This window comes from Enterobacter sp. IF2SW-B1 (assembly GCF_001743375.1).
Classification (GTDB): Bacteria; Pseudomonadota; Gammaproteobacteria; order Enterobacterales; family Enterobacteriaceae; genus Enterobacter; species Enterobacter bugandensis.
Genome location: NZ_MJAA01000008.1, coordinates 187,844 through 201,515, shown reverse-complemented (window position 1 = coordinate 201,515; position 13,672 = coordinate 187,844). Strand labels below are relative to the sequence as shown.

The following is a 13,672-nucleotide window of genomic DNA, read 5'->3' as shown; positions in this document are numbered from 1 at the left end:
TGTGTTTTCTTTGCTGAGCACCCGCGTCTCAGGCGCTCAGCAAAAAACTGCGGGCAGGAAAAAACTGCCCGCATCAGGATTACGCGGTGGCGCGTTCGTTCCAGGAATCGGAATGAATGATGTTGCCGTCTTTGTAGGTCCAGGTGATTTTTTCGTAACGCAGCTCGATCTGCTCAAGGTGGTTATGCTTCTCGAAAGAAGGATCCTTGATGTCGTGCATTACCGGGTTCACTTTCACCACCTTGACGTTTTCAAGTTTGGTGTTGAAGTACTCCACTTCCTGGCCCGCATCGTTGATTTTGTACCACTTGAACTCAGCGGATTTCAGGGTCTGACCCGTGGTCACCGCCTTGTACAGGTACGGGCTGGAGGAGTCGATTTCCTTAGTGAACAGGAACGGCGTGTGGATACGGGTCCCGGTCAGCTTGCCGGTGTTGTTATCGGTAGGGATGTACAGGTTGTGCTGCTGTGCCACCACTTCGATGCTGCCTTCACGATCCTGAACGTCCACAGACCCTTTAATGTCCGCGCCGCCGTCGTCCTTCAGCCAAAGATAAACAGGAATTGCCATGTTAATTACTCCGTTTTATTTTCTGAGACGCCATCATCCTGCGATGACGCCGGGTGTTTGCCGGGTATCTGACAGGCATTGGCCTGCGGTACCAGACTGATTTCGACACGACGGTTGAGCGCCCGCCCTTCCGGAGTGTCGTTGGTTGCGGCAGGACGGCTTTCGCCATAGCCCTGTACCGCAAAACAGCTTTCCGGCACGTCGCCGGTGTCACGCATCCAGTTGCGTACCGCTTCGGCACGTTTCAGGGACAGCGTCTGGTTCAGTTGTGGATTGCCGGTGTTATCGGTATGCCCTGACACAACAATCAGCCAGCCCGGTTTTGCTTTGATACCGACCAGAGAATTGACCAGCAGCTTCGTCGAACCGGGTTTAAGGTCGTATCTGCCGGTATCGAACAGCGACATGCTGTCGAGGCGCACAATTTTCGGTACTGGTTTGGGCTGCGGCTGAGGTTTGGGGGGCGGAGGAACATACGAACGGATGGCCTCCAGCACCGGCATCCGGAGTCGCTCCCCCTGATAAAGCCCCAGGCCTAATCGGGCCGGTACGCCGTTACGCGCCTGGTCATCCAGCAATGCCGCATCCTTGTGCAGGACGGCAACGGCGTCGGCTTTCGGACCGTAGTCATCCATAGAAATGCGATCGTAACGGACAATATCGAAGCTCACGCGATGCAATAGCTGGCGATTATTCCAGCCACTACAAAGCAGCGCGGTAATAGCAGCCAGGGTGAAAATGCCAAGGACGCAGCGCCAGGTCCGGGCACGGGGAGTGAGTCCTCCCCCTTCCGGTAGCTGTGGCAGGATGAAATCCGGAAGTGGGGAGATCACCGTACTGTCCGTTCCCACCGGGTGCCAGCCAGACACCTGCTGCATGGCGGTATGACGCGACAACCACGCCGTCCAGGCCGATGACGCAAGGCTTCCGGCAAGAATCGGCCCCATTCCCCCCAGCATTGCTGCAGGTGCAATGGCCGGAACATCAGGATTATCATCGATGAATACCGCCTGGACATGCTGATGGAACCAACTCATCAGGCTATTCATCAGCACCTGCTGCTGCATCACAGGCGCACCGCCGGTGGTGACCCATGCGGCAATTGAACAAGGCGCATTCGACTCACGCCAGACAGTCCACCCTTCACCCGGAATAGCGGCCTGCCAGAGCATGTCATCCGTCATCGCACTGCCTATCTGACCATTCAGAATCAATGGCACAGAATGTCCCGTTTCTTTACGCAACTGACTAATTTGCCAGCGCAAAGCCAACAGACGACTTGTCAGGGCTTCGCTGTCGACGTGTTTCTGCGGACAGACACTGACCATCACCGACAGCTGACGCCCCCAGTCCGGGCGCTGCAACAGTACCTGACGGGCAACCTGCTCCAGATCCTGATGATCCTCAACGCGGATCCAGCATCCCTGCGTGACGGTCAGTACCGGTGACTGTTGCGGCCAGGTCAGAGGCATATCACCACAAACCAGCACCACAGGTTGACGGTAAGTGGTTTCAGGAAGGTCATCCAGACGCAGGCTGGCGTCATGCTCCGCACGAGGTCTGGCGATATACCAGAACGCGACGATAACCCCGATCATCGCCAGCAGAACGAGCACTGAAGCCAGCCGGGATAACGGCAAAAAAGCCAGGCATACCACAGCACTCAGCAGGGCGGCCCACAGCGCAAGCCCGCGCTGTTGTACAGGACTCATTTTATGACTCCCGGCAACAGGGTCAGCAGCATCTGATCGAGCCATTGATCCAGTCCCCACCAGAGCGCGGCAAGAACAATCACGCTCAGGCCGATACGAGCGGGCCATGACGCCAGCCAGCCTCCCGTCCCCCGTCCGGTGCGACTCTCTGCCAGAACAGGGTGAGTCTGCGGATAGCTGAACGGCGTAACACGTTCATTGAGGGCGCTGACCAGCTTCTGACGCTCAGGATCGCTTAGCGAGCGGTAACTACCCAGAAAACCGAGCATCATTACCCGCTGAAAGCAGGTCAGTACGGCATTGTCTGGTGCAGGTTCACGCAGCACATCGCGCATCCTGTCACACAAGGTGTCACCGGCGTCCATCGTGCCGAGGAAGTGTCCCTGCAAAGGAATGTCATACCACTGCACACAGGCATCATCCTCTACACCGCGGCCTTTTACCGCTTCATCAAGCAATGCACATTGTGCAGTGAGGATATGCCTACAGCTGGCTTCATCGAGTTCACTCGCTTTTAGTTCACGCTGAACGCGCTCTACATCAGCGATACAGCGTTCCCATAAGACCCGACCTTCACCTTCCTGAAACAGCGGGCCATGGCGAAGGCTGATGACCTGAAGCCAGGTATCCTGCAGCAGTGCGTCAATATCAACAGGCACGGCAATGCCGCGTTTACGCTCACTCATGTTCTCAGTACCGCAAAGAGTTCAAGTTCAGGCTCACCAAGCATGCCCGGGACGTAAAACATGCATGTCCCGCTCTGGAGCATTTCGGCTGCCAAAGGATGCGAGAGGTCGAGACTGAAATACTGATTTTCCAGGCGCAGCGGAATGGCGGCTGGCACATGACGCAGCGGCATCAGCGGTACACCCACGCGGGATGAGTTGACGATCCCACGCACATGGTCAGGACTGCCGACCTTACACTGGCGCGGGAACTGTTCCTGCAACTGCGCCACCGGTATCGGCGACCGTACAGAAAGATAGTAATCCGCTCCTTCGCGCAGACGCGGGTCATGCAGGCGAGCCTGCCAGAAGTGCAGTCGTGGGTCATAGTCGAGCGTCAGAGCCACCACGCGGGACGGCAGACTGGCTTCAAGCAGATCGCTAAGTAAATCAAACAACGGCGGAAATACCGCGTTGAGTTGCTCATGATGCCAGACCGGAATAGCGTTCACCTGGTGCTCCAGAGAAAATGTCAGCAAGCTCCCCGCCAGGCGAGAAAGCTCCGGATACAGACGTTCCGGCGGGCTTTGCAGATTACGCTGGAACTGATCCAGTACGGGCTCAGCGCTATTCAGGGCGTTGAGCAGCCAGAACAGAGAGACATCAGCCACGGCAAAGTCAGCCATACGCTCATTGCTTTCGCGCCGCATTGCCATCAAACGACAGAGACGAGCCCGCAGTTGGGTCATCAACTGTTCCAGTTGCGTCACCAGCCAGCGGCTGCCTTGAATGGTCAACAGCGGAGGAAGAAACGTCTCATCTAATTGCCATGCACCCTGCGAATCTTGCTCCAGCCGGGCGACTGGACAAGTCAGGTAATCGCTGTTGTTCTGATGCGCAAAACGCAGGGTCAGTTCCGGCTGCATTACCGCAATCTGACGGGTGTCTTCTCCATACGCATTGCGTACATCTCGCCAGCGCTGGCGATAACGCACCGGGCGCTCGGCCACTTCATCGGGTTTAAGGCAGTTACCGCCATTCGCCCGCAGTAGCGGAAGCGCCAGCATCACCGTCACCTCCTGCGATTCACTTTCAAGCGACAACACAGGCGGCAGAGAATCTGCATTGTCTGTATCAATCAGCGTTCCGTCCTGAAAACGGACATGCAGATGACGGGCCTGGAGACGTCCAAGCTTGAGAGATTCCGGTTCGAAAGTGGCGTCAATGACCCCCCAGGGTGAGATGAGTCCCAGCCGGGCAATACATTCGGCAGACCAGGCCGCATACGCGACCTGTTGCTGAAAATGCTGGGGAGAAACCATAATGCCCCTACCCCATAACGGTTGTTCCGTTTTCATCGGCTTCCTGCCTGTTTTTACGCTTTCGCTTTCGGCATCTGTGAAACAAGCGACAAATTGACGTCCATTCCTTCCACCTGGAAGTGCGGGATAGCGTACAATTTCACGCGGAAGAAGCCCGGGTTGTCCTCAATGTCTTCCACCACCACTTTCGCATCACGCAGTGGATGAGACGCCTGAAGTTCATCGCCCGGATCGGTCATTTCGGTCACCAGACTGCGGACCCAGGTGTTCAGCTCCAGCTCCAGAAGTCGGCGATCCTTAGTGGTGCCAATGTTTTCGCGCTGAATCAGCTTCAGGTAGTGGGCGATACGCGACAGCAGGAAGATGTACGGAAGACGCGCATTGATACGGCTGTTCGCCGTTGCATCTGCGGTGTCATACAGCGCCGGTTTCTGCGTGGAGTTCGCCGAGAAGAAGCAGGCGTAGTCACGGTTTTTGTAGTAGGACAAAGGAATGAAGCCCAGATTCGCGAATTCGAATTCACGGGTTTCAGGAATCATCACTTCGCTCGGGATTTTTACCTGATTGCCAGTACCGAGATCGTACAGATGGATAGGCAGGTCCTGAACCGCACCACCAGCCTGTGGCCCACGGATCTGTACACACCAGCCATTATTGATAAAGCTGCGCACCATGTTGGACGCAAAAGCAAACGATGCGTTGGTCCACAGGTATTTGTCGTGATCCGGACCTTTGACTTCTTCGACATAATTGAAGCTGCGAACCGGAACGGTATCCGGACCATACGGCAAACGACCCAGTACGCGGGGCATCACCAGACCGATGTAGCGCGCGTCGTCCGTATCGCGGAACGATTTCCACTTGATGTACTCGGCGCGGTCAAAATAGTTACCAATATCTTTAATCGCCGCAACGTCTTCCATTGACTCCTTGAGGAAGAATTTCGGGCCTGCCGAGCCAATAAACGGCATATGTGCCGCAGCAGAGACTTTAGAGATATTGCGCAGCAGAGCGACATCCTGCGCTGAAGCGTCGAACTCGTAAGCGGAAATCAGCGCCGCAATCGGCTCGCCGCCCGGGGTATCATATTCGTCGATGTAAGTGTGTTTATACAGACCACTCTGGATCACCTCCGGACAGTCTTCAAAGTCCTGGCGCAGGTCTTCTTTAGACATACTCAGAAGCTCAATTTTCACGTTCTGGCGAAAATCGGTTTTATCCACCAGCGACTTCACCCCACGCCACAGGCTCTCAACCGCCTGAAATTCATCATGGTGCATTACAGCGTCCAGCTGGCGGCTGATCTGAAAATCAAGCTCAGCGATATGGTGATCAATCAGGCTTTTATCCAGTTTTTCGACTTTCGAGCCTGCTTTGGTCAGACACTCCAGAAAGACCTGCATACCTGCAGTCAGACGTTCATCGGCGGTGGCATCCGACATCGCCTGCGCATCTTGCCAGATATCCAGCGCGCTCAACTCAGAGACCGGGCTCAGATTGATCTTCTCAAACAGGGAAGCGTAAACCCCACCCGCTGCTGGGCGCTCCAGCACCACGCTTTCACCGCCAGTAATATTATTTTGTACAGACATGAGCATTCCTTGATTAATCCGTTAAAACAGCCTGATGGTTACGATTTTTTTGACGCCAGTGCGGATAATTCATTTCGCAACTCAGCGCTAAGCGACTGGTCAAGAACGATTTTTTCCAGCTCTTTTCGGAAAGTCTGGTTGTCCAAAAGGTTGGCTTTCAAATCACGGAGCAAGTTGCGCATCGCCAGCATCGCCTTCAGTTGCGGTATCTGAGCAGCCACCTGCTCTGGCGTGAAATCTTTCATGCTCTGGAAAGTCAGCTGAATGTTGTCCTCACCGCCATCATCAGCCAGCGTATTTTTAACGGTCAGATTAACTTTTGGGGAATATTCGGAAAGAACGCTATCAAAATTGTTCTTCGTGATATTAACCTTTTCGCGCTCAAATATTGGCGCTGTGTCCTGCCCATTACTAAAATCACCCGCAACAAGCAATTTCAATGGTAATTCCATTTTCTTGCTTGCTCCGCCAGTATGCAGGTCAAGCTTTAGGTTAATACGTGCCTTAGGCACTTCATTCTGAAAACTGTCAGCCATCTCATCATCCCTCTTTGGTTTTGCTATGCCAACTTCACGGTATCGCGTTGATGCGCAATCATAGAATAATGATCGACACAAAATCAAATATGCAGATCATTAACCCGCAATGAGAAATTTCTTAAGAATTTTCTGCTAAACTATTATTGTGTAATGCCCTGCCAAGGCAGAAAAAGGAACTACTATTTTCGCGCAATCCAAATATTTATATCGTTAAAAGGATCGCAACCAGTGAGATACTAATAAAAACAACTTATTTTGATTTGCATCACGACACTTTGTCAAAAAAGCATGAATTAACTGAAAGAAGCTATTGAGGGACGCAAAAAAGAAGATACGAAAGAAGTATGAAAAGTGAATATTTTATTGATGGCATGAATAATATATAAGATTTTTCCTTATGAAAATTCTTATTTATTATATGTAGTAAAAAATTCATTTCCGGATACTTAACGAGTCGTCAATCATTAATACCGTGCTTGCTCGTGAATTGACTTTATCCTTGCACAGAGGCTTCAGCTCGTCGCACAAGAAGGAGAGATGCTCTCAATGCGGCTGTTTATAAAATCTGTAAAATCAAACACCTCCTGGATCGTCGCTTTTTTAATCAAAAACGAGTAATAGCACATATCGTATAACGGTGTTACATTATACCGCCCACCCAACGTCAGCTATGGCCAGGTAACGCCGTAAAGATCGGTAAAGCCTGCAACCATGACCTTGTACTACGGTCTAATAGGCACGTGGTATCGCACTAAGCGTTACTTTCACCGGCTCTACATAGGTTTCTCTATTTTGTCTCAATCCAAATTTCAACGCGCGTTTTTACACCCGCGTTACTGGTTTACATGGTTTGGTCTTGGCGTTCTCTGGCTGCTGGTACAGCTCCCCTACCCTGTGCTGCGTATGCTGGGGTCGAAACTGGGCAGCGCATCCCGCTATTTCCTGAAGCGTCGCGAATCTATCGCGCGTAAAAACATCGAGCTTTGCTTTCCTCAGTACAATGCTGAAGAGCGCGAAAAACTGATCTCTGAAAACTTTAAATCCATCGGCATGGCGCTGCTTGAAACCGGCATGGCCTGGTTCTGGCCGGATGAACGCGTCCGCAAATGGTTTGATGTAGAAGGACTGGACAACCTTAAACGCGCTCAGCTGCAAAAACGCGGCGTGATGGTTGTTGGCGTGCACTTTATGTCCCTGGAGCTTGGCGGGCGCGTGATGGGCCTTTGTCAGCCAATGATGGCAACCTACAGACCGCACAACAGTGCACTGATGGAGTGGGTTCAGACGCGAGGCCGCATGCGCTCCAATAAAGCGATGATCAGCCGTAACAACCTGCGCGGTATGGTTGGCGCCCTGAAGAAAGGTGAGGCCGTCTGGTTCGCTCCTGACCAGGATTACGGACGCAAAGGCAGCAGCTTTGCCCCCTTCTTTGCCGTGAAGGATGTAGCGACGACCAACGGGACTTTCGTCATTTCGCGTTTGTCAGGTGCCTCCATGCTGACCGTGACGATGGTGAGAAAAGCGGATAAGTCAGGCTACCGTCTGCACATCTCTCCGGAAATGGCTAACTATCCGGAAAACGAGTGTGAAGCGGCAGCGTTTATCAATAAGGTCATCGAAACTGAAATCATGCGCGCACCGGAGCAATATCTCTGGATGCATCGCCGTTTCAAAACGCGTCCTCTTGGCGAAGCCTCCCTCTATATTTAAGCCCTGCATGAAGGTTAGTTTCGCTAAGAAACTAGCCTTTTCAATCACCTGTCATCTCACTGCAAAACCGTCTTTGATGGCGTCGCCCAAAGTGAATTTATTGCGCTGTGAAATCAAACTGTCGCCGTTCCACGACACTCGTAAGTGGCGGAAATTATTTAAAAAAATCCCTCTTGTCACCCCTCATTTTTAAGCGTACATTAGCGCCGTCTGGCACCAGGAAAGCACAGAATTCTGAGCGGGAGTCATCGGCGTAACGGGAAAATTCTCATTTCTGTTTAGCAGGGATTTCAGTTCTCTATAATCAGTTGGACTCTGTTTTTAAATGCGTACCACAAGATACGCGGAGCGATGAAACGTGAAATATTTCTTTATGGGCATTTCGGTGATCGTTTTAGTCTGGGCCGGAACCTTTGCCCTGATGATCTAGTGAGAACATGCAGTCAAAAAAACAGGAGCCATTTGGCTCCTGTTTTTTTGTCATGAGGACACGGGGTTTTCAGCAACGCTCTTTGCTGAGAGCAGGCCATCGGCCCGGAACATACTCTTGATGCCCCTCACCGCCTGACGAATACGGTCGCTGTTTTCGATTAAAGCAAAGCGCACGTGGGTATCGCCATAATCACCAAAGCCGATACCCGGGGACACACACACCTTCGCGTCCTGCAGCAGCTTTTTAGCAAACTCCAGCGAACCCATCGCTGCGTACGGTTCCGGAATTTTCGCCCAGACGTACATGGACGCTTTCGGCATCTCCACCATCCAGCCAGCCTCATGTAACCCTTTTACGAGTACGTCGCGGCGACGTTTATACTGAGCAGCAATGTCGTGAACGCACTGCTGATCGCCCTCCAGAGCGGCAATAGCGGCAACCTGCAGCGGCGTGAAGGTACCGTAATCGTGGTAACTCTTGATGCGCGCCAGTGCACTTACCAGCGTTTTGTTACCCACCATAAAGCCAATACGCCAGCCCGCCATGTTGTAGCTTTTCGACAGGGTAAAGAACTCCACCGCCACGTCACGCGCGCCCGGAACCTGCATTATCGACGGGGCTTTCCAGCCGTCATAGACGATATCGGCGTAGGCTAAATCATGAACCACCAGCACGTCATAACGCTTGGCCAGAGCGACAACTTTCTCAAAGAAATCAAGCTCCACGCACTGCGCCGTTGGGTTCGACGGGAAACCGAGGATCATCATCTTGGGTTTCGGGTAGCTTTCGCGAATGGCACGTTCCAGTTCGTTAAAGAAATCGACACCTTCCACCAGCGGAACAGAGCGCACCTGCGCCCCGGCAATCACCGCGCCGTAGATATGGATTGGGTAACTTGGATTGGGTACCAGCACCGTATCACCGTGATCCAGCGTGGCCAGCATCAGATGTGCCAACCCTTCTTTCGAGCCGATGGTGACAATCGCCTCACTTTCAGGATCGATATCAACCTGATAACGATCCTGATACCAGCGCGAGATCGCGCGACGTAACCTGGGAATACCGCGCGAGGTTGAGTAGCCGTGCGTATCCGGGCGCTGGGCAACCGTGCAGAGCTTTTCAACGATATGCGGTGGCGTTGGGCCGTCAGGGTTACCCATGCTGAAATCGATAATATCTTCGCCGCGCCGACGCGCAGCCATCTTCAGTTCAGCAGTGATATTGAAAACATAAGGGGGGAGACGATCGATACGCGTAAAACGGCGTTCAGGACTGAATTCAGCCATAGATTCCTCAGATTAACGTTAGCGCCCGGACCGTCCGAGCGACGCTGCCACCGATGTGGCGTGCTTAGAAAATAACCTGAAAAAAATCACGCTGTCGAGAGGGAAATGAAAAAAAAGCGCCCGCGTGAAAACCGGAACACTGCAATGCCTGAAAGTGGAAACAGGGTTCTGATATTGGCTTTCCGTTAGCCGTTATTTAACACAATGATATCAAAACAGTTACCTGGTGATTTGGCGCTGAGAAAAAATCGGGTAGCATCAATCCTCACCTGACAATCCCCTTTGTAAACTATGGTTTTTCCTCATTTGATAAACCCGACGGATAGCTGGTCAATACGCCCCAGGTTTTTTATCATAGTCCTTTCCCGTTTGCCCAGGTCTGCTCCGTGCACGAGATATTCACTATGCTGCTGGCGGTTTTTGACCGTGCGGCATTAATGCTGATTTGCCTGTTCTTCCTGATTCGCATTCGCCTGTTTCGCGAGCTTTTGCATAAATCCGCACACTCGCCGAAAGAGCTGCTGGCCGTTACCGCCATCTTTTCTCTGTTCGCACTGTTTAGCACCTGGTCCGGGGTGCCGGTAGAGGGTTCGCTGGTTAACGTGCGCATTATCGCCGTCATGTCCGGCGGAATTTTGTTTGGCCCTTGGGTGGGTGTCATCACCGGCGTGATTGCCGGGACCCATCGCTATCTGATTGATATCGGTGGCGTAACGGCAGTGCCATGCTTTATCACCAGCATTATCGCCGGGGTGCTTTCCGGCTGGATCGGCCGTAAGATCCCAAAAAAACAGCGCTGGCGCGCCGGGATTGCTGCGGGCATGGTGTGCGAAACGCTGACCATGATCCTTGTCGTCGTCTGGGCCCCCACCACCGCGCTGGGGCTGGATATCGTCTCGAAAATCGGTATTCCTATGATCCTGGGCAGCGTCTGCATCGGTTTTATCGTGTTGCTGGTGCAGAGCGTTGAAGGGGAAAAAGAGGCCAGCGCCGCCCGTCAGGCCAAGCTGGCGCTGGATATTGCCAACAAAACGCTGCCGCTCTTTCGCCACGTTAACGCGGAGTCGCTGCGCCAGGTCTGCGAGATCATCCGCCACGACATTCACGCTGACGCCGTCGCCATCACCAATATCGACCACGTGCTGGCCTACGTAGGCGTCGGGGAGCACAACTATCGCGACAGAGACGACACCATTAGTCCGACCACCAGACAGGCGATTAACTACGGAAAAATCATTATTAAAAACAATGATGAAGCTCACCGAACGCCGGAAATTCACTCAATGCTGGTGATCCCGCTATGGGAAAAAGGCGTTGTGACGGGCACGCTGAAAATTTATTACTGCCACGCGCATCAGATCACCTCCACGCTGCAGGAGATGGCCATTGGCCTGTCGCAGATTATCTCTACTCAGCTTGAGGTCTCCCGGGCAGAACAGCTGCGTGAGATGGCAAATAAGGCAGAGCTGCGCGCGCTGCAGAGCAAAATTAATCCCCATTTCCTGTTTAACGCGCTCAACGCTATCTCCTCTTCCATTCGTTTGAATCCGGACACCGCGCGCCAGCTGATTTTTAACCTGTCGCGCTATCTGCGCTACAACATCGAACTGAAAGATGACGAGCAGATCGACATTAAAAAAGAGCTTTATCAGATCAAAGACTATATCGCGATTGAACAGGCGCGCTTTGGCGACAAGCTCACGGTGATTTACGATATTGATGAAGAGGTCAACTGCGTGATCCCGAGCCTGCTGATCCAGCCGCTGGTTGAAAACGCGATTGTTCACGGTATTCAGCCCTGTAAAGGCAAAGGGGTGGTCACCATCAGCATCACCGAAAGCGGCAACCGGGTGCGAATTGCGGTACGCGATACCGGCCACGGGATTGACCCAAAAGTCATTGAGCGCGTGGAGTCTAACGAGATGCCCGGGAATAAAATCGGGCTGCTGAACGTGCACCACAGAGTCAAGCTTCTCTACGGCGACGGGCTGCATATTCATCGTCTTGAACCAGGCACTGAAATCGCTTTTTACGTCCCGAATGAGCGCTCCCCTGTTCATGCGGCGACATCTTTATTACCTCAGGGTGAGTAATATGAAAGTCATCATCGTTGAAGATGAATTCCTGGCTCAACAGGAACTAACCTGGCTTATCAAAACCCACAGCCAGATGGAGATTGTGGGTACGTTTGATGATGGTCTGGACGTGCTGAAGTTTCTGCAGCATAACCGGGTTGACGCGATTTTTCTGGATATCAATATTCCCTCGCTGGACGGCGTGCTGCTGGCGCAAAATATCAATCAGTTTGCCCATAAGCCGTTTATTGTGTTCGTTACCGCATGGAAAGAGCATGCCGTAGAAGCCTTCGAGCTGGAGGCATTTGACTATATTCTGAAGCCTTACCAGGAGTCGCGAATTGTCAGCATGCTGCAAAAGCTGGAGGCCGCATGGCAGCAACAGAGCGCTCCGGCTACCGCCAGCCCGACGATACGGGAAAACGACACCATTAATCTGGTCAAAGATGAGCGCATCATCGTGACCCCGGTCAACGATATCTACTATGCCGAAGCGCACGAAAAGATGACGTTTGTCTATACGCGGCGGGAATCGTATGTCATGGCGATGAACATTACTGAATTCTGCAGCAAGCTTCCGGCAGCCCACTTTTTCCGCTGCCACCGTTCGTTTTGCGTCAATTTAAACAAGATCCGCGAGATCGAACCGTGGTTTAACAACACCTATATTTTGCGCCTGAAGGATTTGGATTTTCAGGTGCCGGTGAGCCGCAGCAAAGTGAAAGAGTTCCGCCAGCTGATGCACCTGTAACGAAAGAGCCCTCTCCCGCGGGAGAGGGTAATGATGCATCAGAGGATTTGGCCGAGAACCTGACGCAGATGGGCACCCGAACCCAGAAGGCCTGGGTTATCATGCACGATGAGATAAACGGGAATGTCCTGTACGTAGCTTCTGAAACGCCCTTTATCTTCAAACCCGCCGCGGAAACCGGAGGCTTTAAAGAAGTCGAGGAAGCGCGGCACGATCCCGCCCGCAATATAGACCCCGCCAAAGGTGCCCAGCGTCAGCGCCAGGTTGCCGCCAAACCGTCCCATAATGACGCAGAACAGCGAAAGAGCGCGACGGCAGTCGATGCAGCTGTCCGCCAGCGCGCGTTCAGTGACGTCTTTCGGCTGCAGGTTTTCCGGCAGACGACCGTCCGATTTCACAATCGCACGATACAGGTTTACCAGCCCCGGCCCTGACAGGACGCGCTCGGCGGAAACGTGGCCGATCTCCGCGCGTAACTCTTCGAGGATAATGCCCTCTTCTTCGCTGTTTGGCGCAAAGTCCACATGGCCGCCTTCACCCGGCAGGCTCACCCAGCGCTGAGCAACATGCACCAGGTGCGATACGCCCAGGCCGGTACCGGCGCCGTAAACCGCAATCGGCTTGCCTTCGACCGGTTCAGCGCCGCCAAACTGAATCAGGTGCTCCGGCTTCAGCATCGGGATCGCCATGGACACCGCGGTGAAGTCATTGATGATTTCCAGATGCGCAAAACCGAGATTCTTTTTCATCTCTGCGATGGAGAATGCCCAGGTATGGTTGGTCATTGCGACCCAGTCGCCGGTTATCGGGCAGGCAATGGCGATGCAGCCGTCTTCGACGCTCACCTGATGCTCTTCCAGATAGACGCGAACAACGGCCTCAAGGCTTGGGTAATCCAGCCCTGAGTAGGTCTTCGCCCGGGAAATTTCACCGCTACTTACATCGCATAATGCGAGACGCGCGTTCGTGCCGCCCACATCGCCTACCAAAGCATACTTTGTCATTCTTCTACTGCT

Annotated in this window: 12 protein-coding genes; 4 read left to right on the top strand and 8 right to left on the bottom strand. The window is 53.1% G+C overall.

Annotated elements, in window-relative coordinates; translation table 11 throughout:
• Nucleotides 1–79 precede the first annotated feature (79 nt).
• From hcp to tssB, 6 genes are read right to left on the bottom strand one after another with little or no spacing between them, the layout of a single operon-like run.
• A complete protein-coding gene (gene hcp, locus A6013_RS16875; RefSeq protein WP_028019678.1) occupies nucleotides 80–571 on the bottom strand; it encodes a type VI secretion system effector Hcp in 492 nt (163 codons plus the stop codon).
• Between the two features lie 5 nt (nucleotides 572–576).
• Nucleotides 577–2,283: an OmpA family protein gene (locus A6013_RS16870; protein ID WP_049138773.1), complete on the bottom strand. Its 1,707-nt coding sequence runs from the start codon at nucleotides 2,281–2,283 to the stop codon at nucleotides 577–579.
• A complete protein-coding gene (gene tssL, locus A6013_RS16865) occupies nucleotides 2,280–2,969 on the bottom strand; it encodes a type VI secretion system protein TssL, short form (RefSeq protein ID WP_041908837.1) in 690 nt (229 codons plus the stop codon). Before tssL ends, A6013_RS16870 begins: the two co-directional genes overlap by 4 nt.
• Nucleotides 2,966–4,306, bottom strand: coding sequence for a type VI secretion system baseplate subunit TssK (tssK, locus tag A6013_RS16860; RefSeq protein WP_049138774.1), 1,341 nt, complete (start codon nucleotides 4,304–4,306; stop codon nucleotides 2,966–2,968). The genes tssL and tssK overlap by 4 nt, the downstream gene beginning before the upstream one ends.
• Before the next feature lie 17 nt (nucleotides 4,307–4,323).
• On the bottom strand, nucleotides 4,324–5,868 hold the full coding sequence (gene tssC, locus A6013_RS16855) for a type VI secretion system contractile sheath large subunit (protein ID WP_047368046.1): 1,545 nt from the start codon (nucleotides 5,866–5,868) through the stop codon (nucleotides 4,324–4,326).
• Between the two features lie 32 nt (nucleotides 5,869–5,900).
• Nucleotides 5,901–6,398, bottom strand: a complete 498-nt coding sequence (tssB, locus tag A6013_RS16850) for a type VI secretion system contractile sheath small subunit (RefSeq protein WP_041908834.1) — start codon at nucleotides 6,396–6,398, stop codon at nucleotides 5,901–5,903.
• A 792-nt stretch (nucleotides 6,399–7,190) separates the two neighbouring features.
• Here tssB and lpxP point away from each other — a divergent pair.
• Together lpxP and ypdK are read left to right on the top strand one after the other, a co-directional pair.
• On the top strand, nucleotides 7,191–8,111 hold the full coding sequence (gene lpxP / locus A6013_RS16845) for a kdo(2)-lipid IV(A) palmitoleoyltransferase (RefSeq protein ID WP_028013977.1): 921 nt from the start codon (nucleotides 7,191–7,193) through the stop codon (nucleotides 8,109–8,111).
• A 358-nt stretch (nucleotides 8,112–8,469) separates the two neighbouring features.
• Nucleotides 8,470–8,541, top strand: coding sequence for a membrane protein YpdK (ypdK, locus tag A6013_RS26900; protein WP_099458937.1), 72 nt, complete (start codon nucleotides 8,470–8,472; stop codon nucleotides 8,539–8,541).
• A 50-nt stretch (nucleotides 8,542–8,591) separates the two neighbouring features.
• On the opposite strand, the gene alaC is transcribed toward ypdK, so the two are convergent.
• Nucleotides 8,592–9,830 (bottom strand): alanine transaminase, encoded by a 1,239-nt coding sequence (gene alaC / locus A6013_RS16835; RefSeq protein ID WP_028013978.1) that lies wholly within the window; start codon nucleotides 9,828–9,830, stop codon nucleotides 8,592–8,594.
• 386 nt (nucleotides 9,831–10,216) lie between these two features.
• On the opposite strand from alaC, the gene A6013_RS16830 reads away from it, so the two are divergent.
• Entirely contained in the window at nucleotides 10,217–11,923 is a 1,707-nt protein-coding gene (locus A6013_RS16830) for a sensor histidine kinase (RefSeq protein WP_048959743.1), read from the top strand.
• A gap of 1 nt (nucleotide 11,924) precedes the next feature.
• Nucleotides 11,925–12,656 carry a LytTR family DNA-binding domain-containing protein gene (locus A6013_RS16825; RefSeq protein ID WP_028013980.1) on the top strand — a complete coding sequence of 244 codons (732 nt, stop codon included), beginning with the start codon at nucleotides 11,925–11,927 and terminating at the stop codon, nucleotides 12,654–12,656.
• A 38-nt stretch (nucleotides 12,657–12,694) separates the two neighbouring features.
• Here A6013_RS16825 and glk read toward each other — a convergent pair whose 3' ends face one another.
• Nucleotides 12,695–13,660: a glucokinase gene (gene glk / locus A6013_RS16820; RefSeq protein ID WP_028013981.1), complete on the bottom strand. Its 966-nt coding sequence runs from the start codon at nucleotides 13,658–13,660 to the stop codon at nucleotides 12,695–12,697.
• Nucleotides 13,661–13,672: the final 12 nt, after the last annotated feature.